Raw genomic sequence first — 21,096 nt, forward strand, 5'->3', positions numbered from 1 at the left:
ATGGCCTGGAGTTCTGTTCTCGATCAGGACCGGGTTGTTCAAACGCTGCGCCGGGCTCTCGCCCAAGAGCGGGTGGCCCACGCCTATCTGTTGCACGGTCCGGATGGGGTGGGCAAGCGGGCCGTCGCCTACGAGATGGCCCGGGCCTTGCAGTGCCCCGAGCAGGCCGATGAGGCCTGTGACGCCTGCCCCACCTGCCGCAAGACCCGGCGCATGGTCCACCCGGATGTGCACGTCAACCTGCCGCACCCGTGGAGCCAGGAAAAGGATCGTGACGAGGAAGACATGGGGAAGCGGATCCGCCGGCTCGGCGACAATCCGTACGCGGCAATTGACTACGTGCGTCGTCCCTCGCTCTCCGACCCGTCTGAGACGTCGAACCAGCAGGTGTACTACCGCATCGACCAGGTGCGGCAGGACATCATCCAGCCCATGAGCCTGGCGCGGGGCGAAGGGGCGTACAAGGTCAACATCCTCATCGACGCGGAGAAAATGCGGGAGGAGGCGGCCAACACGTTTCTAAAATTGCTGGAGGAGCCGCCCCCGCAGACCGTCTTTTTGCTCACGACGAACCGGCCCGAGCAGCTGCTGCCGACGATCCTGTCGCGGTGCCAGCAGTTGCGGTTCGACCCGCTCCTGCCGGAGACGGTCGAACAGGCCCTCGTCGACCGTGAGGACATGGCGTCGGACGAGGCTTCAATGCTATCCCGGATGGCGGATGGGTCCTACAGCCGGGCCCTTGAGCTGGCGGAGAACGAGGCCCTGATGACCAGCCGCGAGCTGGTGCTGGACTATTTCCGAGCAGCCTACACGCAAAAGGTGGAGTCGCTCGACCAGTGCATTCAAGAGCTTAAGAGCCAGGGCCGCGAGCGCGTGAAGAGTGTGCTTCGGCTCATGCTGCGCTGGATGCGCGACCTGCTCCTGTACCGCACGATGGGAGAAGAGGCTCCCCTGGTGAATGTGGACCAGAAGGAGGCCGTGGCCCGCTTCTGCAACAACCTGCCCGACGCCGACCTGGAGGGAATGGTGACGCTCGTCGAGGAGGCCATGGAACTGGCCGAGCGCAATGTGCGCGTCGCGCTGGTCCTCACGGCCCTCGCACACGGTCTGGCCCAGGCGATGCGCGGCCAGGAGGTCGAGTCGTTGTACGTTCCGCTCTCTGAGGCTGAACGCCCACTGCCCGCCTAGCAACAATCCGACTCTTTAGGAAGCGGGCTACGTTGACCCAGTCGTAGATGGTCTCTCCATGCCATGAACCGTTCGTTTGGAACCCCACCGTCGGTGCTCTGGGCGCAGGTGTTTGGACTCGTCCTGGCGGGGGGGGTATTGGGAACCGTGCTTGTGTCGTCGGCGCGGGCGCAGTCTTCCGACACAGCCGACCCGGAGCTTGAGAGCGCCCTTGTCGCGGTCGATAGCCTCCGCCAGGCGGGTGCCTTTCAGGCCGCGCAGGAGCGTCTGCAGTCGCTGCGCGAGCAACACCCTGAGCGGGTCCCGGTGCTGTGGCGCCTCGTGTACACCTATACAGATCTCGGACGGTCCACCGACGACGAGGACCTTCGGACTCAGCACTACGAGAATGCGCTCGACGCGGCAAAGGACGGCCTGGCGACGGACTCGACCAGCGCCCGGGCCCACCTGGCGATGGCGGTGGCACAGGGGCGGGCGGCCCTGGATGCCGGCACCCGCGAGCGCATCGAACGGTCCCGCGCGGTCAAGCGCCACGCGGACCGGGCCCTCGCCATAGACTCGACGCTCGACGGGGCCTACCATACGCGGGGCCGCTGGCATCGCGAGGTAGAAGACATTGGCTTCTTCCAGCGGGCCATCGTCAAGACCGTGTACGGCGGGCTGCCCGAGTCCTCAATCGATCAGGCCGTTCGGGACTTTCAGCGAGCCCTGGAGCTACAGAACCGAATTTTCCATCACCTGGAGCTTGGCAAGACCTACTTGCAGATGGATCGTCCGGACGCGGCCCGGCGCGAACTGCGGGCGGTCCTTGAGAGACCGGCCGAGGAGCCCTTCGACCCGGCGTACAAGAACGAGGCGCGCCGGCTGCTCGACGACCTTGAGTAGAGGGCGTCAATCGTTTTTACATCGAGCGTTTTTAACAGTGCGTCTGGAACGTCGGCAGGGGCGGTCAATGCCACTTCTGAGTTATTGCTTGCCGTTGCCCAATCACCTGCCTGCATGCCGTACTCCGCCGAAATTAGCCGTCAGCAGCCCACCGCCATCCTGCTTCTGCTCGACCAGTCGGCGTCGATGCAGGAGCCGTTCGGCGGGGCGGAGAAGACGGGCGACGCTGCTCCCAGCCGGGCCCGTGTGCTGGCCGATACGGTGAACGACCTCCTGCAGAATCTGGTGCTGCGGTGCGCCAAGGAGGAGGGGGTGCGCGACTATTTCCATGTTGGTGTCATCGGCTATGGGCAGCGCGTACAGCGCCTGGTTCAGCCGACGGAGGAGTACGACCCTGGCACCGGGCTCGTCCCCATCAGTCACCTCGCCGATCGTCCCCAGCGCATGGAGCAGCGGGTGAAGGAGGTGGACGACGGAGACGGCGGCACGACGGAGACGCGGGTCAAAACCCCGATCTGGTTCGATCCGCAGGCCAAGAACGGAACGCCAATGTGTCAGGCGCTTGACCTGGCGGCCCAGTCCGTGCGCGACTGGATCGACCAGCACCCGCACAGCTTTCCGCCCATCGTGCTGAACGTGACCGACGGAGAGGCCACGGACGGCGACCCGCTCCGCTACGCCCAAGAGCTCCGCTCCTTTGCGACCGACGACGGGGAGGTGCTGCTCTTCAATATCCACCTGTCGGCCTCGGAAGAGGCGCCGGCGGAGCTTCCCTCGACCACCGACGAGGTGCCGAAGGACGACGAGTACGCCGAGGTGCTGTTTCAGATGTCAAGCCGCCTGCCGTTCTCCATGCGATCCGCCGCTGAGCAGGAGGGCTATAGCGTGACGCTCGACACGCGTGGGTTCGTCTTCAACGCCGATCCGGTTTCGCTCGTCACGTTCCTGGAAATCGGCACGCGGCCGAGCAACTTGCGGTGAGGGAGGAACCGTTTCGCCCAGTCTATAGATTGGTGACGAGCGCCAATGAGCGCCACCTCGCGGCCCGATTCGTCGGACGGAGACTCGCTGACGGTGGAGGCCCGTGTCTGGGCCGTCTCGAAGGGGGATGAGGACATGGACACGTACGAGGACGCGGCGTCCGTCCGGTCCGACGCGTGGCCGGTCCGGGCCGCCGTGGCCGACGGGGCGACGGAGTCGGCCTTCGCTGGGGCATGGGCCGAGCGCCTGACGCGGGGCGTGGTGGAACAGGACGCGACCACCCCCGATGCCCTTCGCAGCGCCGTGCCGGAGTGGCAGGCGGAGTGGCGGGACGCGGTTCGTGGGCGCGTCGAGGGGCGTCCCTGGTACGTGGAGGCCAAAGCAGAAGAGGGGGCCTTTGCCACGCTGCTGGGCCTATCGCTGCGGGCCGGGGGGCAGTGGCGGGCCGTGGGCGTCGGGGACTGCTGCCTCTTTCGGGTGCGGGGCGAGGCCCTCGTGCGGAGCTGGCCCTTCGACCCGGGCGAGACCTTTACGAATCGCCCTGCCCTCGTGCCCAGCCGCCCGAGCCAAACGCTGCCCACGCCCGAGGCTGCCTCGGGGGAGTGGAGTGCGGGCGATATCTTCGTGCTGGCCACCGACGCCCTCGCCGCATGGCTCTTGGGTGTGGAGTCCCCCGTCGGGCCCGCGACGGTCGGGGCCTGGGACGAGGAGCAGTTTCGGCGAGCCGTGGAGCGCGGGCGCACCGAGAACACGCTTCGCAACGACGACGCCACGCTTCTCGTCGCACACATCACCGAAACGCCGCCCTCCGACCAGGACGCGGTGGCACCGCCGATAAACCACTCGTAGGGACGAGACGCCCTGTCATGTCGAGCTACCCCACCCCGAGTCAGTACCAGGAGGCGCTTCAGGCCCCCGCCGTCGCGTTTTCGGATTCCGAGCTTCAGGACAGCACGCCCCGCACCAATCCGCTCGGCCTGCCGCAGCCCATCACCGGGTCGTTTGCCGCCGTCTTCCCGGTGACGACGGCAACGGGAGGGCGGTATGCGGCCAAGTGCTTCCTGTCGGAGATGCCCGCCCAGCACGCCCGGTATGAGGCCGTCGCTGAGGCCCTGGAAGCGGCCGACCACGATGCGTTCGTTGAGTTTGCGTACCAGCCGGAGGGCATCTCGGTGCGCGGGAACGCGTATCCACTGCTCAAGATGGAGTGGACCGAGGGCACGACCCTAAACCGGTTCGTGGACGACCACCTCGACCGGCCCGGCGTGCTCGACCGACTGGTCGAGGCCTGGGCCCGCCTCATGGCGGACCTGGAGGGAATGGACCTGGCCCATGGCGACCTTCAGCACGGGAACGTACTGGTGGAGACGGCGGGCGAGGCGCTGCGGCTCCGGCTCGTCGACTACGATACCATGTATGTCCCGGCGCTGGAGGGACGGGCGAGTGCGGAGGTGGGGCACCGCAACTACCAGCACCCCGACCGCACCGACGCCGACTTTGGGCCTGCCCTTGATCGGTTTTCCGGCCTCGTCGTCTACACCGCCCTGCGGGCCTGTGCCGCCCGGCCCGAGCTGTGGGACGAGTACAATACCGGAGAAAACCTGCTCTTCCGCGACGCCGACTTTTACGCCCCCGAAGAGTCGTCTCTCTTCGACGCCCTGGCCCAGACTGAGTCCCTTCGGGCACTGACGGACGCGCTGCGGACGGCCTGTTACGTGGAGCCCGCCGACGTGCCGCCGCTGGCGGACGTGCGGGAGGGACGCCTGGAGCCAAGCCAAGTCTCGGTCTCCCGGTCACGGGCGCGGCAGGGGCGCGACGCGGCCGAGCGGAGCACAGTCGCCCGCGTCTTCCTGCCCACGACGATTGGGGGTGGGGGAATTGCTCTTGGACTGGCCGCAGTGGGATGGTTCCTCGTCGCCGCCGGGGTGCTTCTGGTCGGGATGGGTGTGGGGGTGGGGGTAGTCGCGACGCGGTACCGTCGTCTCTCCCTCGTCCGGCGTCGGCGCCGGCTGGAGCAGGAGGCCGGCCGCTTCGCGTCTGCGATCCGGGAGCTCGAACGCGAGGTCGAGAGCCTCCAGGAGAAGCGCGCGGAGTTGCGCACGTCGATGGACGAGCGGCGGCAGGAGCGGCTGCGGGAGATCCAGGCAAAGGTGCTCCACGACCGGCTGAAGCACCATTTTGTCGAGGAGGTACGGAATGTCGAGGGACTCACCCACAAGCACGTCGTGCGGCTGAAGGCCGCCAATCTCCGCACCGCCTCGGAGGTCACGCCGGAGGCCGTCGAAAAGGTGCGCCGCATTAGCGACCGGGCCCGCGCTCGGCTCAAGATGTGGCGGGCGGCGCTGGAGGAGAAGTACACCGACGAGATTCCGGACGCGTTGTCCCCGGCCCAGGAGCGACGCCTTCAACGCTACATTGAGCACCGGATCGAGGATCTTGACGAACAGATCGCCCGCACCCGTGAGAAGAGTCAGACGCAGCGGACGGAGCGCGAGCGCATTGAGGAGCGGCTCGACGAGATGCCAGACCTGAGCGTCGGGCGCTACGTGCGCTACTTGCTTCGGATCGACACGCTACCGGACCGGGCAGAAGGGCCCCCCACGCCCGCGCCACGTTCCGAAGCCGACTCGCCTCCTGATCGCGCGCCGGTCCCGGAGCCAGTTGAGGACGACCGCCCGTGGTGGGAGTAGAGGCCGGAGCGAGGGGGAACGCACCGCCAGGGGGACGGTCCTCCCGAACTACTCATCCTCGTCCCAGAGGTCCTCTAGGTCGTCGATTGTCGTATCCGACGGTTCTTCCTCGGGGGTGTCGTCGCCGCGCACGAGGGCAAGAATGGCGTTGTGCTGGACGATCATGTAGTTCGTGTCCTCGTAGCGCAGGTCGATCGCCTCGTTGCCCATGAAGAAGGCATAGTCGCCCGGATCGGCCTGGAGCGGCAGGTACCGGACGGGCGTTTCGGACTCCTTCCAGGTTTCGCTCTCGCTATACTCGGGGTTCTGGGTCAAGTAGCCCGGGCCGGTTTTTACGACCCGCCCGCTCAGCACTTCTCCTTGCTGAGATACCGACGCGGGGAGAACAAGACCAGTGTCCGTCTTGTCTTCGCCAGTCTGTGGCTCGATGAGAACGCGATCGCCGACGACAAGCAGGTCCGCCATAAACAAAGGCGTGAACTCGTAGAGGGAACGGAGCAAAAAATACGACAGACCTAACGAGGCCGTCGGGCGCAGGTTCATGCTCCCACAGGGTTTGCACAAAAACCATACGTACCCTTGGCGCCGGACCCGGACGAACCGAGATGTCCTTCGCTAGACGAACTGAAAAACGGCGTAGACAAGAAGGCTCACAACGCCCGCAGCAATGGCCATCAGCCGGATCGTGCGGTCAATCGGGTTCTCCATGGTGGAGGTGGAGGGACCAGAAGTGGTGGGGAAAAATGGGTTTGTCAGTTCCAAACGTACAAGCCCGTCGTGTTTATTCAAACTGGGCACATTGTAAGTTCATAGCTTATTCTGAAGAGATATCGCGTCTCACGAGAGGGTCGCAGCGGAGTGCGAAGGGCAGTGGGCGAGTCCGAAGGGCATTAAAGCGGACGAGGCTGCGCTGGCCCTCATCCTGAGGATTGAGGGCGTGCCGCCGCATCCACGTACCAGAGCAGCGTGGCACGGGGACGCACCTGAGCGGCCGGCAGGGAGGAGTCGTCCCGGTCGAGCACGCGGGTGAGGGCGTCTTCTTTTCCTTCGCCGGCGACGAGAAAAACAGCGCGCCGAGCGCCGTTGAGCACCGGCAGGGTGCACGTCAGACGGCGGGAGATCTCGTGGCGGGGCGGAGCGGTGACGGGCCGGACCCATTCCTCGTCGGCGCGTCGCTGTTCGGGTGTGCCGGTCTCGGGGAAGAGGGAGGCCGTGTGGCCGTCGCCCCCGAGGCCGAGAAGAATAGTATCGAACGTCGTGGAGCGGTCGGGGAAATGGCGCCGAAGCGTCTCCGTGTAGGCTGTGGCGGCCGCGTCGGGGGAGTCCAGGTGGGTCGGCATGGGGTGCACCTGGTCGGCCGGAATGGGAACCGCATCAATGAGGGCGTCGGTCGCCATTCGGGCGTTGCTGTCGGGATGGTCGAGAGGGACGACCCGCTCGTCCCCCCAGAACAGGTGAATTTGGGACCAGGGCAGGGGAGCCTCGGCCTCCGCCGCGAGAAGCTCGTAGAGGCGCCGCGGCGTACTGCCGCCCGCCAGGGCGAGGGCATAGCGGTCCTGAGAGCGGAGGGTCTCCCGGATGTCTGCCGTCAGGTCTTGGGCCGCCGCCCGACTCAGGGCTTCGAGGTCGGGAAACCGGTGAACGACAGACGCGGGCGATTGAGACATGCAGATGTGCGGATTTAGGAAAACGAAGGGCTGGACTCACTCGGCAGCCTGGCGGCAGGCCTCAGTCGGCCCGGATGAGTACAGCATTCGGGACGACTCACGCCGGCTGCAGGCTGGGCTGGGGCGAGGTCGGCAGGGTAAAATGAAACGTGGAGCCCTCTTCGGGGGCGCTCTCGACGTGAAGTTCGCGATCGTGGGCGGCCAGGATGTGTTTCACGATGGCGAGACCCAGCCCGGTTCCGCCTTGATTGCGGGATCGGCTCTTGTCCACGCGGTAGAAGCGCTCGGTGAGGCGGGGAAGATGATCGGGCGAGATGCCGATGCCGTCGTCCACGACGCGGATCACGACCTCGTCGTTTTGAACCTCGGCCTCCAACTGTACCGTGCCGTCCTCTTCGTTGTACTTGATGGCGTTGTCCACCAGGTTCACGAGCACCCGGCGGAGACGGTCGAAGTCGCCGTAAACCTGGGGAAGGTCCGGTGCGACCTTCTGGCGGGGCATGATGCCCTTCTCCTCGGCTCGAATCTCGACCGACTCGACCGCGGCGTCGAACAGCTCCATCACGTTAAACGCCTCGTTCGACATGTCCAACTCGTCCGTCTCGATTTTGGTAATGGTCGAGAGGTCACGGGCCAGGTTGTCCAGGCGGTTGGCGTGGTGGAGGATTTTTTTGAGGAACGTGCGGTTTACCGACTCGTCGTGGAGGGCGCCGTCCAGCAGCGTCTCGGCGAAGCCCTGAACGGAAAAGATCGGGGTCTTGAGTTCGTGGGACACGTTCCCGATAAACTCGCGCCGGTAGCTTTCCATCTCCTTGAGCTCCTGGATTTCGGTCTCCAGGCTCTGGCCCGTGCGGTAGACCTCCCAGAGAAGCGTGCTGAGCTCATCGCCGTGGGGGCCGGAGGGCGGTGTCTGGGCGTCAAACTCGTGGGTGCGGATCTCGTGCAGCACGGACTGGAGGTGACGGAGGCGGCGGTGGAGCCAGATGTGGCTCGTGGCGTAGACGAGGACGGCGGTGCCCAGTCCGAGAAGGGCGGCGCCCTCGACCGAGAGGTTTGTCCCCAGCACCGCGCCCCCCCCGGCAACGATGCCCGCCGCGCCTCCAATTTTGAGGCCCAGGCGACTCACGAATGGAGGAAGCCGTGGAACGAACGACACGGACTCTGTGGAGCTGTCGGAAACCCAAAATGAGATCGGTTCGGGTCATACTTCCTTGCCCCAGCTTCGCGTTCCGCTGTTTCGGGGCCGGAGGCGTTAACAAACCGAAAACCGTTTCCGGCGAGGCGTTACGGGGTGGTGGGGAGCCCTTCCTCCTCGTCGCGGGTAGGTAGGCGGTCGACGAGTGAGGACAGGGGCGGATCGTGGGCCTCCGCGAACAGCTCGAACGACACGTGGTCGCCGACGGTGTCGAGGGGGCGGTGCTCCTCAATGACGGGGCGGTAGGTTTCGTAGCAGTGGAGGGCTTCGCGTCCCGTCTCCAGGTCCTCGTCCCGGATTGGAAGCTGGCAGTCGATGAGCGCCGGGGGCGAGTGCCCGAGGTGAGGAGGCCGATCCGTGTCCTCGGGGGCAGGGGGGAGCGTGTAGAAGGCAAGGCGGCGGGGAAAGGCCGCCCCGTCCCGGCGAAGGGCACACACTGCGCGCTTCACAACAGCGTGGGACACGAGGTGGTCGGGGTGTCCACTGATGCCGTGGACGGGATACGTGACGACCACGTCCGGCTCATGGGCGTGGATGTGGGCGATCACCTCGTCCTCCAGCACCAGCGGATTGAGCTCGGCGAGCCCGCCGTCCGGGTACTCCAGGACAGTCAGGGAGCTGACGTCCAGGGTGGCCGCCACCCCCTGCATCTCCTGGTAACGCGCCTCCGCCATTTCCTCTTTTGAGTACCCGAGGCGCTCCCGTTGCGACGTTGCCTCGCCCCGCGTGAGGGTGAGCAGGTGCACCTCGTGTCCCGCGCGGCGCTGTTGGGCGAGGGCGGGCACGGGGCCAAAACACTCGTCGTCGGGGTGCGGAAAGACGTACAGCAGGGATGCCATCGGGGCAGGAGGGGGTTTCAAGAGACAACACGCGTTCTCCTATGCACGAGTTGCTCGCTTGGTTGCCGCGGGGGGCACGCAGACTATACTAAGAAGAGGCGGGCCCTGTACCGGAATCTTCGTCCTCCTCGATGACCTCGTGGAAAACAGTCTGGTCCGTCTCCAACATGCGGCGCACGTAGGGATGGCAGAGCTGGCAGTTTTCGCCGAAGGTTACGTGGGCCTGAAGCTCGCCGATGGAGTCCGCCCCCGTTTCTTCCGCCACGGTCTTCAGGGCCGCAAACGTCTGCTCGTAACAGTAGCAGCGGTCGATGGTCATCGTAGAAGAGACGAGGATAAGAAAGAATTACTGAGTCGATGAGGGAACCGGGGCCGGGTCGTTCCGCCAGGCCGTTTCTCGATAAGAGCGATCGAACGCGGCGTGGAAGCGGTCCGGGTGGAGGATCTCGGCCAGAATGTCCAGCGAGGTCGCCAGGCGCGGGCCGGGCCGGTTGAAGAAGTGATTCCCGTCGGTCAGGTATACGTGCCCCGCCTGGACGGCTCGGAGGGTGGCCCACCGCCGGTCGGTCCGGAGAACGTCCATCTCCGTGTCAGTCCGGGGCAGGCCGAACCCACAAGCCATCACGACGACGCGGTCCGGGTCGGCGTCGTGCAGGGCGTCGAGGTCGCCGCGGCGATGGGCGAAGACCGGCGTCCCACCCGCCGCCTCCAGGAGCGTCGGGACCCAGCCCCCGGCCCCCATCAACGGATCGATCCACTCCAGGGCCGCGACCGTGGGGCGGTTGGCCGTGTCGGCGGGCGTCACTGAGTTCGAGGTCGTCTGCATCCGGTCGCGCATCCGGCGGACGACCCGGTCGCCACGCTCAGGGCAGCCAAGCGCCTCGGCCACGCGCCGGATGTCGTCGCGCACGTCCGCCAGGGACCGCGGCTCCAGGGCCACGACCGTCGGGTCGCCCTCCATGCGGTCGGCCACCGCCTGCTCGACCGTTGGCAGGGACACGGCGCACACCTCGCACTGCGACTGGGTAAGGATGAGGTCCGGGCGCAAGGCGTTCAGCCGCTCCTCGTCCACGTCGTAGACCGACATGGCCTCATCCAGGAGGGTGCGCACCCGGTCGTCAATCTCCCGGCTCGACCCCTCGAGCGGCACCTTCGGGGCAGTGAGGGCGGGCAGTGCCTCCACTCCAGGAGGATGGTCGCACTCGTGCGAGCGCCCCACCAGGTCGTCCCCGTAGCCGAGGGCGTCCACGATCTCGGTGGCACTGGGAATGAGCGATACAATCCGGGGCATGGGAAAAAGGGGCAGTGAGGGTTACGCCGGGGCGGTCGCCGAGTCCAACTGGAGCGACGGCACTCCTCGTTTCAGCAGAGCCACACCGCCAAACAGGACCCCCACGTACACGGCATTTCCCGCGAGACTGTTGGCGAGGTACGGCAGTCCGGCGACGTAGCAGGCCCAGAGGCCGGAGGCCGTCGGGGGATAGGTGTCGAACAGCCACCACATCCCGAAATTCGTGACCAGAAAGAACAGCAGCGACCCGGCCACGGTGGCCCCGGCGACGCGCCCCATGCTTCGATTCGCCCGAAGCCCAAAGCCGAGCACGCCGATGGCCGCGAATCCGCCGTACACAAACGGCACCATCGCGTGGAAGCCAATCACGAGGTCGCCCAGCAACAGGGCCACGAGCGACACGCCGAGGCCGACCCACCGGTTCGCAAAGTGCGCCCCGCCGAACAAGGCCAGCGCGGCGATGGGCGTGACGTTGGGCGGGTGCGGCACCAGGCGGGCGGCTGCGGCGAGCAGGACGATGCCGGTCAGGACGGCGAAGCGAACCAGACGATCGCGAGTTAGCATGGGAGCCTAGTAGATATTTGCCGACAGAAGCAGAGGCACACTAAAACGAGCAGAGAACCTACTGCCGGTCGCGCAGGAAGATGATATGGGCTGGAGCGATACCCGTCTCGAAGCGAGTGACCTGATTCCCTTCCCGATCGAGTACTATTGCTGCACCTTTTGCCTCAAAATCGGGGCCATCGTCGGGGCCTACGGGAAGACGCGTGACGTAAAGATTCTGATTCACGTCGTCGTACCCGACCGCAGTGATATTGACTAATCCGTCATCCTGCGGAACCTCCAAGGTCGCATCCAGCGTGTTGGTGTTCGTATTTACACGGAAGATTTCACCCGTGCCCGGTAGCTCGCTGTTTCCGAACGTCTCGACACCACTGACGGCGTACAACTCTTCAGCCTCCTCTGAGTAGTAGGCTGACTGGGTGGCATTCGCCGATCCAACAGGGGCACCGAGCTCCGCTCGATTTACGACTTGTTCGGCGCTCGGATCGAGGAATAGAACCTCGGAGGACCGATCTGCGCTCCCCTGGCAAACCACGGTCACCTCATCCTCACCGTCCACGAACACGCTCTTCGGACTAGGGCAGCCTTCGAGAGACAGAGTGCTCGTCGCGGTGTCCGCTTCCGTATCCAGAACCGAGAGAGTACCGTCCGCAGAATTTGCCACAAACGCCTTTCCGGAAACTACGGCAATTCCCTCTGGCGACCGTCCAACATCAATCTGTTTCGTCACTGAGTTATTCTGCAGGTCGAGCACGGACACGGTGCTCGTATCAGGAACGAAAGTCTCGTCATCGAAGAGGCTCAGGTTAGGAACGTATCCCTTGTTCTCAGTCGAAAAAGCGATGCGCCGAGGTGCGCGCGGATTTGAAAACTGGCCGAGCGGCTGCAACCGGTCATCGCCGAAAGTCGTAATCCGGCCAGAGGCGGGACCGGTGTTGTCAACCACGAAGAGACGATCGTCATGCAGAGCCAGGCTATTGATGAAGCCCACTTCAATATCGTAAGGTGCGGCGGTAGAGTTGGCGCGATTGTACAGTGTAAGAGAGCCGTCCGCAGCGTCGACGCCGGGTCCAGAATTGCCAATCACCACGTCTGGGTCTACAGGGAGAGCGTCGTCGTTCGAGCCGAAGAGGTCACAGCCCGTCAGCGAGAGGGCGGCGACGGCCAGAAATGCGATCCAGACGGCGGGGCGGCGCAGCCGCGCATTCAGAAGAGACGTGAGAACGGAAGACGAGGAAGAAGAACGCATCGTCGATTGAGTTCAGGAAGAGGGAAAAGAAAAACGAAGTCGAAGGGTCGCGTGGCGGGGCGGCATGGGGTAGAGCCGGATGATCTCGTAGCGGCGGTCGAGCACATTCTTAACTTGCGCCTCTAGGGCGAGCCGCCCCGCATCGAAGGCCCATTCATAGGCAGCCCGGACGTCAACCGTTCGGTACGGTGCGAGCGATTTAGATTCGTCGGAGGAGTAAAAGCGGGGACCTACGAGCCGACCCGTCGCGGAGACAGACAGCCCTTGCCATTCCGCACGGGTCCACAGCTTCCACGTCTGCCGGGGGACGTAGGGCAACTGAGCCCCGTAGGCCGGCGAGTTGGGATTTGCCCGGTTTTGGGCTTCGGTGTGGGTGAAGTGGCTGCCGCCGGACAGAGACAGGTCAGAACTCAGTTGTCGCCTCCCCCGCAGGCTCAGCTCCAGGCCCTGGCTGTGGACGCGGGACACGTTGGACGGGCTCCATACCTGGACGCCGCTCACCACGTAACTGGGCCGCCACACGATCTTATCGGTCAGACGCGTCGAAAACACGGTCGCCTCTGCCGTGAGAAGGGCGTTGGGACGTGCGAGACGGAAAGACACGCCGCCCTCCGTGGTCCAGCCGTCTTCGGGCTGGAGCCCAGGGGAGCCCCCCGGCTCATAGTAGCGCTCGCTGAAGGTGGGGTAACGGAAGGCCCGCCCCACGAGGCCGCGGACCGTAAGGCCGATCTCGTCGAACGGACGCAGGCGGACGCCCAGACGAGGGCTTGGTACGACCGTGGGCTCGCCGTTCGCCCCGATGGCGTCGAGCCGCATCGCTGGCTGGAGCTCAAACGGAGCGAGAGAGAGGGTTGCGTCCACGAACGTGGCTCCAGATAACCGATCAACGCCCCCGTCCAGCGAGGCGTGGTCGTAGCCGACCGTGGTGCCTGCCGTGATCGACCCAAGGGACGAAAGGGGATAGCGCAGTTCGGCGCTCGCGTCCGTGGCCGTCGTGACGGTCGTGCGGTCGGTTTGAGTTGGGGGGTTGCGGTAGCGCAGGCGGGAGCGCTGTCCCTGTGCCGAAAGATCGAGGGTCCCCGCTCCTAGGGGGAGGGTGCCCTCTGTCCACACCCGCCCCAGTTCGTCCCACTGACGGGCCCCGCCGCTGCGTGCGCTGGCCGGGCCCGGAAGGCCGCGCCGCGCCTTTGTCCACCACCCGGACAGGTGCCACCGCTGTTCATCCCCCCGCCAGGTCCCCCGCCCGAAGAGAGTCATGGTACGGGCGCCGGCTCCGTTCCGCCGTAGCGTCTGCGTAGGCACCAGAAACGAGTTGCGGTACTGAAAGTCGTCGTCCGTGCGGTAGTAGCGGCCCGCCACCAGCCCGGACCAGGCGCCCTGCCCGCCCGACGCGAGGGCCGACACGTGCCGTTCGTCGTATGCGCCCCCGCCGCCCGCCACGCGGAGGAGCGGATCGGTCTGTGGACGCAGCGTGCGGAGGTGGACGGTGCCTCCCAGACTCCCCGAGCCGTGCCGGGCCGATCCGGCCCCGTGCTGCACCTCGACCGACTCGATGAGGAGAGTGGGAAGCAGCGACAGGTCCACCTGCCCCGTCTGCGGGTTGGCGACGCGCAGGCCGTCAAGCAGCACCTGCGTCTGCGTGCCGCCCATGCCCCGCATCGAGAGGCTGGCGAGGCCCGTGCTCCCGTACTGCTTGACGAACGCCCCGGAGCGCATCGACAAGAGATCGGCTACCGACTGCGCGCCGCTTTCGGCCACGGCGTCCGCGTCGATCGTCGTGACGTGGGCGGCCGTCGGGATGGAGGCGGAACGGTCCAGCACGCCCTCCACCGTCACTTCGGGAAGGGTCACGGACATCGCGATGGACGAGTCCGGCGGTTCCGACACAACCGGCGGACGCCGTGTCGTGTCGACGGGAGCGGGCTCCTGGGCCCACCCAGAGAGGGGCAGGAGGAACGCCGAAGCGATAAGCAAGATGAATGCAGCCATAGAAAAAGCCCTTACCTCAGTACGGAGGCTCGGGCGGCTGCACAGGACCCACGGAGGATGCCCCAGCGTCCGCTGTAGAGGAGGGCGAGGCGATACCGGCGTCCGATACGGATGGGACGCGCCGGGAAACGAGGGCCATGATCGGGGGCAGACACGCCACAAGCCTCGGGTCCCGGAGGTTGTTGGCGGTGAGAGAATCCGCGATGGCGGTCGGGATTCTCGTCACGCACACAGGCAGGTCTCCTGGCTCGTCGAACCCACAGGTCGCAAAGAGGGCGACCCATGGCTGACGGATGCGCTCGGCGGCTCCCCTTCCCGCCACGACGAGCTGTCCCGATAAGGGTGGTCGGGGTCACTCGGCCGGGCAGTGGCGGATCGCCTCTGGCGCGCGTCCGTCGTTCGATTCACAGTTGCGGGTACAGCCCCAGACTGGCCGCGACGGCGGACTGAAGAGCAGTCGTCGAGACGACCTGACCGCTTCAGCGCGCGTCGTGGCAGCACTGGTGTTCCCTTTTCATCCCGCCCGGCAGGTGCCCGGCGAGAACCTGTGACGTGTGTGAAAGAACGAGTTTCAAATACAGTCTCAATGTAGACGCTCGACGCGGCAAAGCACAATCCCTTCACGGGATCTTTTGTGTGCTTGTCCAGGCCGCGGAAGGCGTCACCGGCCCCGGAGACGTCGGGCCAGTTTCGCGGTGTTCTCCGTGTCGCCCGGGGTAGTGTCTTCGTCGTCGGGGGCCTCGAGAAGGACGTCGCCCGTATCGCCCAGAGACGAGAGGTCGGCGGACTCGTCGTGCTCGGCGATCCAGGCCTCGCTGGTGACGATTGTTTCCAGGTTCTGCACGCGCTCCTGAAGGGCATCCCGTTCCTCCTCCAGGCGGACGAGACGGTCCTGCAGCCCGTCGATTCGGTCCTCGACCTCCCGCGTGGAGCTGCCCAGCTCCCGGTGCTTGGTCTTAAATTTGAGCCATTCCTTGTATCCGGCGAGGGCGATGCCCAGGATGGGGATGGCAAAAACCATGATGACCGCAACGAGGGGAACAAGGGCCATGGGCACAGGGCCGGGTTTGGGGCGTCGGGACGCCAACACTATATGCCGATGACTTCACTCCTGTTGCACGAAGGGCAGCGTGCGAGGGGGCGCTCCTGGCGGACGCGCCTCGAGGCGACGGGGGCGGACACTTGATTTCGACGAGTGCCCGCTTCGCTTTTAGAGTTGGAAAACTAAACGGGCACGTCTGCCCACCTCCCACCAACTAAGCATCTGTCGTGTCTCGAGCGCTCGCCTGGCACCTGCTGTTTATCGGAGGGGGGATTCCTATGGATTACTGGTCCGGCATGGGGCACCGTCCGTCCGACCTCTGAGGATAGCCTCCGGCTGGGGCCGGCGGAGTCCATTGCCGATGTCCGAACTGAGGCAGACGAGGACCATGTGCCAGACCGGAGGGGAGATGCTGTAACGGTGGCGGGGCGGGCCACAGCGGGGCGCGGGCGTCTGGCCGTGTCCCTGCCCGGGTTCGGCCTCGCCCTTACGAAGCGCCTGGTGGATCTACTCGGGGGTGCCATTGAGGTGGAGAGCGCAGTGTGTTTACGGTCGAACTGCCGTCGTTAACGGGAAGTGCGGAGCCCAGCCCGGCCGTTGCCGAGGGGCAGACGTCCTGATGGGAGAGGGGCCACCCCGACGCGAGGGGGCTAGGAGGCGAGAAATGGGCGTATCACGTCAACGAGCGCGGGGCCCAATTCCTCCGGCACGTAGTGACCAATGGAGGGATGGCGGTGCACCACGGCGGGCCCCACGGCATCCTGCCAGCGCCGCAGACACGCCTCGGTGCCGAATGCCGGATCGGCCATGCCCCAGCAGAGAAGGGCCGGGCATTCCCGGAGTTGGTGTCGCTGTGTCCACAGTGCCCGGAGCCAGTCGGTTTCGGTCCGGAGGGCCCGGGCGAATGCCCAGCAGGCGTGTCGCCGCGTTGGGGAGTCCAGGGCATCGGCGTACGCTGCGATCCAGTCGCTCTGACGGCCGGCGCCGGTGGTGGCGGGCATGACGAGCCGGGCGAATGCATTGCCGTGCTCGACGGCGAGGCGGCCCGGGGGAGTGGCGAGCAGCCGGCTCGCCCCCTGAATCAGCGGTCGGTGCGTAAGCGGCCACGCCCAGGTGTTCATCAGCACGAGGCGCCGGACGGCATCGGGGTGGCGGAGGGCGTAGGCCATGCCGATCGGCCCGCCCCAGTCGTGCAGGACCAGGGTGAGATCCGAAAGCCCCAGCGAGCAAAGGAGTTGCTCGATCAGGGTTGCGTGTGCCGGGGGACGGTACGAGAAGGCCCGCGGGGCGGCCGAGCGCCCAAATCCGAGGTAGTCGGGGGCGATGCACCGGTGGTCCCGTGCCAGGTCGCGGAGGAGGTGCCGGTAGAGGCGGGCGCTCGTGGGGTTGCCGTGGAGGAAGACCACCGGCGACCCCCTGCCCACGTCGGTGTAGGCAAGGGGGCCACTCGGAGTGCGAACGGTTTGTGTGGGGACCGGAGCGGCTGGGGCGGAGGGCATGGGACAAAGATTGTTGGCCCGGCGGCGTGCTTAGTCGAGCAGCGTGGGGGCCGACTCGTACTGGTCGGCCACGGCGCGGGCCTCCGTGGCGATCCGTTCGCGGAGGGCGCGCGGCTCCAGCACCTGCGCGTGGCTTCCCCAACTCAGGAGCCACGGCATCACCTCGAGCACGTGGTCGACGGTCAGGGTGAGCAGCAGGCGGTCGTCGGAAAGATGCTCGCGGGACTCCACATTAATGGACGAAGGGACCCGCACGTCCGCGGCCGCCTCGTCGGTGAAGACGACCTGGACGCGTCGCCGGGACGGGGCCGCTGGGCCCTGTGAGCGCGCTCCGTAGCTGGCCGGACGCTCGAAGGTGGCGCCCGTCATGTCCAGGCCGCGAATCCGTTCGAGGCGAAGGTGAACCACCCGGTCGCGGTCGTGGCCGTACCCCACGAGGTGCCACGCGCTGCCCTGCTGCACCAGCCCGTACGGATCGATTCGCCGTGTGGTGGGGCCGTCGTCGGGCGTGCCGGCCAGCGTGGCCGTTAGGGTCCGCTCTTCCACGAGGGCGTGGCGCGCCTGTCGCAAGAGGCCGTCCTCGGTCGAGTCGCCAAAGACGTTGGAGGGAACCAGGGATACGCTTCCCCGCAGGGAGAGCGCGCGGTCCCGGTCGTCGGGCGAGAGCACGTCCTCAATCTTGTGCCGGGCCGCCCGGGCCGCGGCCTGGTAACGCCCGCCGAAATTTCGGGCGGCGTAAGCGCTCCCCAGAACGAGCATGACCGCCTCGTCGCGCGTGAGTCGGATTGGGGCACGCAGATAGTCGTCCGGCAGCCGATAGCCCTTGCCCGGCACCCCTTGCAGCGGCACCCCGGCCTCCACCATCGCCTGTACGTCGCGGTACACGGTCCGCTCGCTGACGCCCAGGGCGTGGGCCAGATCGGTCGCACGCGTCCAGGCGTCGGGCTCCAGCTGCAGCAGGATGGCGGGCCAGCGTTCCGACGGGGTCATGGCGGGCCGAAGGGGAAGGGGCGTAGATGGTGCGGACCCGCCAAGATAACGAACCCGAGACCGGAGTGTCACCCGGGGTCATAGGCGTTCTTCGGAAAGTCGGACGCCCGTGGCCATGTAGGGGCGGGGCACTTCCGAGGGCGAGAACGTCTGTTCGGTGAGGCGCCCCACCCGCTCTGCGATCGCCTCCCCCAAGGGCTCCACATGCAGCCGCTCGCGGGCCGTTTCGAGAAAGCGGATGCGAGATTGGTGGAGCGACGCCACGTGATCGGGCATTTGCCTAGATGAGGCGTCGCGTTTTGCCTCCAGCGTCTCCAGCGTCTCCCGGGTCGCGACGAGGGCCTCCACCAGTTCCTGGGCACGCAACACCGTCTCGTCGTCCAGAAACGCGGTGGCCCGCGTGAGGGCGTTCGCACACTCCCGAATGTGCCGGTCGGCGTCCCGTTTGATGTCCAAGAGCGTCTGGCCGTCCAGGGGCTCCTGGGGACGATGTCGACCGGGGGCAACGGACGGTGGGGATGGTATGCCTCTCGCAGGCCCCGGATCTGACCTGGTCTCTTTCGTCGACGCCTGCCCATTCTGGTCGAGATGGCGTCCCACCAGTATTCGCTTCTCGTAGGTTTGCAGCGACGCCATGGCCGAAGACACAAGCCGGTCGATCTCGCAGATGTGGTCGATGTGTCGTTGGGCAGTTGCGGCCTGGGGCGACGTGCGTTCGGACTGCCTACGGATGAACCACCCAATTAGGACCCCAGCCAGTGGGCCCGACACGGCAAGAAATGTGATCACGAGTGCAATTGCGTATATGTCGGAGCGAGGACGAAAAGAACGAGCGTTTTGGGGCATTCACCCCAGTTTTTGATGCGAGACTGCTCCAACGTACAATAAAATTTGGTTGAACTGTCAAGGGGAGCCCGTGAAAGATTGATGGAGAGGGGCCTGGAAGCGCTTGTGCGTCGTCGATGGGTCCGTCGCACCAGACCCAGAGGTGTGCCCGTCGCAGGAAAGGAAAGGGGCAGGGTGCGTGGCGAGTGGCGCGTCGGGGGATGGGCCGGAGCCGTGCGCCCCGGCGGCATCTACCGAGAAAGGTCCATCTCGTCCACAATGTCCTCGATGCCCGCCTCAAATTTGTTGGCCCCACCCTGGGATGGGTGGCGCACATAGGTAGGCTCGGCGCCGATCTCGTCGAGGGCCCGTTCACCCTTTCGCCCGACGCCCACCGTGCGCTCCGGGGCGAGGACGTCGAGGAGTGCGCGGAGCGGCTCGTGCCAGTCCCGTACCTCCGAGCGGCGGGGCGTGCGGATCGAGAGCGGGTCGTCCGGGTCGTGGGGGTGGAGGGGAAGGCTGTTCCAGACGAAGAAGTGGGGGAAGACGGGCTGGAGCACCCGCCAGAAGATGGAGGCGCTATACTCGGTGATCGGCACGTCCTTCTGGCTCGTGGCGGTGCCCCCGATGGGGAAGTCGGGGTCGGTGAGCTGGGACTCGCTCGTGACAGGCACGCCGGAAAAGCGGCAGCCCCATGGGCCGGGGGCCTCGAGCAGGAGGAAAAGGGGCGGGGCGGTGTCGAAGCACGACAGGTAGGCCCGCAGGTTGTCGCGGCGATGGGTGGGCGCGTCGGGGACGTCGAGATCGTCCCGGCGGTTGCGGTAGGGATTGAAGCGCTCCTCGGTGGAAGAGGCCGGAAAGACGTGCGTCTCGAAGAGGTCCCAGACAGCAGGGAGCATACGGGGGGCGGAGGCGTGCGGGAAAAGCGAAAAAAGAGAAGCAATGGGGGGCGGAGTGCCCAAGAACTGGCCGCCTCGGAGTGCCCCCTGATTCCCATTCAGGTTCAGGGCGCCCCCGAGTTACGCGGAACCGGAGGGGTCGCCAACGCGGGGAAAGGCGAAGTCGGCGTAGCCCATCTCGGCGGTCCCGAACCACCGGTAGGCATCCTCCCGGGCGTCCTTGTAGGCCTCGTAGATCTTGCGGTACTGCGGATTGCCGGAGGCGTTGTCCTCCAGGAGTTGGGTCGTCACCTCCTGCGCGCGCTCCATCACGCCGTCGGGAAAGCGGCGGACCGTGGTCCCTTCGTCGAGCAGGCGGTCCAGGGCCGCAGGGTTTCGGTGGTCGTATTCGGCCATCATCCGGACGTTCGCCTCGGCGGCGGCCGTTTTGAGGGCCTCCTGGTACTGTGTCGGAAGGCTGTCGTAGGCGTCCCGGTTCACGTAAAACGTGAGGGCCGGCCCGGGCTCCCACCAGCCGGGGTAGTAGTAGTACTGGGCCACCTCGTGGAAGCCGAGTTTTTCGTCGTCGTAAGGCCCCACCCACTCGGCCGCGTCGATCGCGCCCCGCTCCAGCGATGGGTAGATTTCGCCGCTTGGCAGGACCTGCGCGTTAACGCCCATCTCGCTCATTACGCTGCCCCCCATCCCGGGGATGCGCATCTTGAGGCCGTTCATGTCGGCGAGGGCGTCCACCTCCACGTTGAACCAGCCGCCCATCTGCGTGCCCGTGTTGCCGCCGGGCAGGTTCAGAATATTAAAGTCGGCGAAGAGGTCGCGCAGCAGGTCCATCCCGCCCCCGGAGTAGACCCAGGCGTTGTACTGGCGGGCCGTGAGGCCGAACGGGACGGTGCAGTCGAACGCCAGCGCGGGGTTCTTCCCGATGAAGTAGTAGCTGGCCGAGTGGCCCATCTCCACGGTCCGGTTCTGCACGCTGCCCAGCACCTCGAGCGGGGGCACCAGCTCGCCCCCCGGGTAGGAGAGGATCTCGAAGTTGCCATCCGTAAGCGCCTTCAGGCGCTCGGAGAGCACCTCGGCCGCGCCGTAGATGGTATCGAGGGAGCGGCTGAAGCTGGAGGCGAGCCGCCACCGCACGTTATTGTTGGTCTGAACGTTGGGGGCGCCGTCGCTCGCCGAAGATTCGTCGTCGCCACAGCCGGTCAGGAGGCCGGCCCCGGCGGCACCGAGCAGGGCTTTCCGGGTAAAGTCGCGCCGTTCCATGGAGGGACGAGATCAGTGTGTGGGGCCTGTGAGGGGGCCGTTTAGT

General features: G+C 66.2%; 20 protein-coding genes and 1 riboswitch. Of the genes, 5 read left to right on the plus strand and 15 right to left on the minus strand.

Features of this window, described 5'->3' with window-relative positions:
- From OJB03_RS03270 to OJB03_RS03290, 5 genes are all read left to right on the plus strand, one after another.
- Window positions 1-1,188: a DNA polymerase III subunit gene (locus OJB03_RS03270; protein ID WP_263785232.1), complete on the plus strand. Its 1,188-nt coding sequence runs from the start codon at window positions 1-3 to the stop codon at window positions 1,186-1,188.
- 63 nt (window positions 1,189-1,251) lie between these two features.
- On the plus strand, window positions 1,252-2,073 hold the full coding sequence (locus OJB03_RS03275; protein ID WP_263785235.1) for a tetratricopeptide repeat protein: 822 nt from the start codon (window positions 1,252-1,254) through the stop codon (window positions 2,071-2,073).
- Window positions 2,074-2,187: 114 nt separating this feature from the next.
- A complete protein-coding gene (locus OJB03_RS03280) occupies window positions 2,188-3,054 on the plus strand; it encodes a vWA domain-containing protein (RefSeq protein ID WP_263785237.1) in 867 nt (288 codons plus the stop codon).
- A gap of 45 nt (window positions 3,055-3,099) precedes the next feature.
- Window positions 3,100-3,903: a protein phosphatase 2C domain-containing protein gene (locus OJB03_RS03285; RefSeq protein WP_263785240.1), complete on the plus strand. Its 804-nt coding sequence runs from the start codon at window positions 3,100-3,102 to the stop codon at window positions 3,901-3,903.
- A 17-nt stretch (window positions 3,904-3,920) separates the two neighbouring features.
- Entirely contained in the window at window positions 3,921-5,744 is a 1,824-nt protein-coding gene (locus OJB03_RS03290; protein ID WP_263785241.1) for a hypothetical protein, read from the plus strand.
- Window positions 5,745-5,792: 48 nt separating this feature from the next.
- On the opposite strand, the gene OJB03_RS03295 is transcribed toward OJB03_RS03290, so the two are convergent.
- From OJB03_RS03295 to OJB03_RS03365, 15 genes are all read right to left on the minus strand, one after another.
- Window positions 5,793-6,287: a co-chaperone GroES gene (locus OJB03_RS03295; protein WP_263785244.1), complete on the minus strand. Its 495-nt coding sequence runs from the start codon at window positions 6,285-6,287 to the stop codon at window positions 5,793-5,795.
- 374 nt (window positions 6,288-6,661) lie between these two features.
- Complete coding sequence (gene pgl / locus OJB03_RS03300) at window positions 6,662-7,411, minus strand: 6-phosphogluconolactonase (RefSeq protein WP_263785246.1); 750 nt, start codon at window positions 7,409-7,411, stop codon at window positions 6,662-6,664.
- A gap of 97 nt (window positions 7,412-7,508) precedes the next feature.
- Window positions 7,509-8,567 (minus strand): sensor histidine kinase, encoded by a 1,059-nt coding sequence (locus tag OJB03_RS03305; RefSeq protein WP_263785249.1) that lies wholly within the window; start codon window positions 8,565-8,567, stop codon window positions 7,509-7,511.
- Window positions 8,568-8,695: 128 nt separating this feature from the next.
- Window positions 8,696-9,445: a PIG-L deacetylase family protein gene (locus tag OJB03_RS03310; RefSeq protein ID WP_263785251.1), complete on the minus strand. Its 750-nt coding sequence runs from the start codon at window positions 9,443-9,445 to the stop codon at window positions 8,696-8,698.
- 88 nt (window positions 9,446-9,533) lie between these two features.
- Window positions 9,534-9,764 carry a (2Fe-2S)-binding protein gene (locus OJB03_RS03315; protein ID WP_263785253.1) on the minus strand — a complete coding sequence of 77 codons (231 nt, stop codon included), beginning with the start codon at window positions 9,762-9,764 and terminating at the stop codon, window positions 9,534-9,536.
- 27 nt (window positions 9,765-9,791) lie between these two features.
- Entirely contained in the window at window positions 9,792-10,736 is a 945-nt protein-coding gene (locus OJB03_RS03320; protein WP_263785256.1) for an ABC transporter substrate-binding protein, read from the minus strand.
- A gap of 21 nt (window positions 10,737-10,757) precedes the next feature.
- Window positions 10,758-11,300 carry a DUF6580 family putative transport protein gene (locus tag OJB03_RS03325; protein WP_263785258.1) on the minus strand — a complete coding sequence of 181 codons (543 nt, stop codon included), beginning with the start codon at window positions 11,298-11,300 and terminating at the stop codon, window positions 10,758-10,760.
- Between the two features lie 58 nt (window positions 11,301-11,358).
- Entirely contained in the window at window positions 11,359-12,549 is a 1,191-nt protein-coding gene (locus OJB03_RS03330) for a YncE family protein (RefSeq protein WP_263785260.1), read from the minus strand.
- 12 nt (window positions 12,550-12,561) lie between these two features.
- Complete coding sequence (locus OJB03_RS03335) at window positions 12,562-14,538, minus strand: TonB-dependent receptor plug domain-containing protein (protein ID WP_263785262.1); 1,977 nt, start codon at window positions 14,536-14,538, stop codon at window positions 12,562-12,564.
- A 216-nt stretch (window positions 14,539-14,754) separates the two neighbouring features.
- A riboswitch (cobalamin riboswitch) is annotated at window positions 14,755-15,101 on the minus strand.
- A gap of 98 nt (window positions 15,102-15,199) precedes the next feature.
- Window positions 15,200-15,589 carry a hypothetical protein gene (locus OJB03_RS03340; protein WP_263785264.1) on the minus strand — a complete coding sequence of 130 codons (390 nt, stop codon included), beginning with the start codon at window positions 15,587-15,589 and terminating at the stop codon, window positions 15,200-15,202.
- Window positions 15,590-16,230: 641 nt separating this feature from the next.
- The gene (locus OJB03_RS03345; RefSeq protein ID WP_263785265.1) at window positions 16,231-17,079 is read right to left on the minus strand and encodes an alpha/beta fold hydrolase; all 849 of its coding nucleotides are present in this window, start codon (window positions 17,077-17,079) and stop codon (window positions 16,231-16,233) included.
- 30 nt (window positions 17,080-17,109) lie between these two features.
- Entirely contained in the window at window positions 17,110-18,069 is a 960-nt protein-coding gene (locus tag OJB03_RS03350) for a helix-turn-helix transcriptional regulator (RefSeq protein WP_263785267.1), read from the minus strand.
- A 78-nt stretch (window positions 18,070-18,147) separates the two neighbouring features.
- Window positions 18,148-18,858, minus strand: a complete 711-nt coding sequence (locus tag OJB03_RS03355) for a hypothetical protein (RefSeq protein ID WP_263785268.1) — start codon at window positions 18,856-18,858, stop codon at window positions 18,148-18,150.
- A gap of 287 nt (window positions 18,859-19,145) precedes the next feature.
- Window positions 19,146-19,793 carry a uracil-DNA glycosylase gene (locus tag OJB03_RS03360; RefSeq protein ID WP_263785270.1) on the minus strand — a complete coding sequence of 216 codons (648 nt, stop codon included), beginning with the start codon at window positions 19,791-19,793 and terminating at the stop codon, window positions 19,146-19,148.
- A gap of 120 nt (window positions 19,794-19,913) precedes the next feature.
- Window positions 19,914-21,050, minus strand: coding sequence for a TRAP transporter substrate-binding protein (locus tag OJB03_RS03365; protein WP_263785272.1), 1,137 nt, complete (start codon window positions 21,048-21,050; stop codon window positions 19,914-19,916).
- Window positions 21,051-21,096: the final 46 nt, after the last annotated feature.

Source organism: Salinibacter grassmerensis, from assembly GCF_947077765.1.
GTDB classification, from domain to species: domain Bacteria; phylum Bacteroidota; class Rhodothermia; order Rhodothermales; family Salinibacteraceae; genus Salinibacter; species Salinibacter grassmerensis.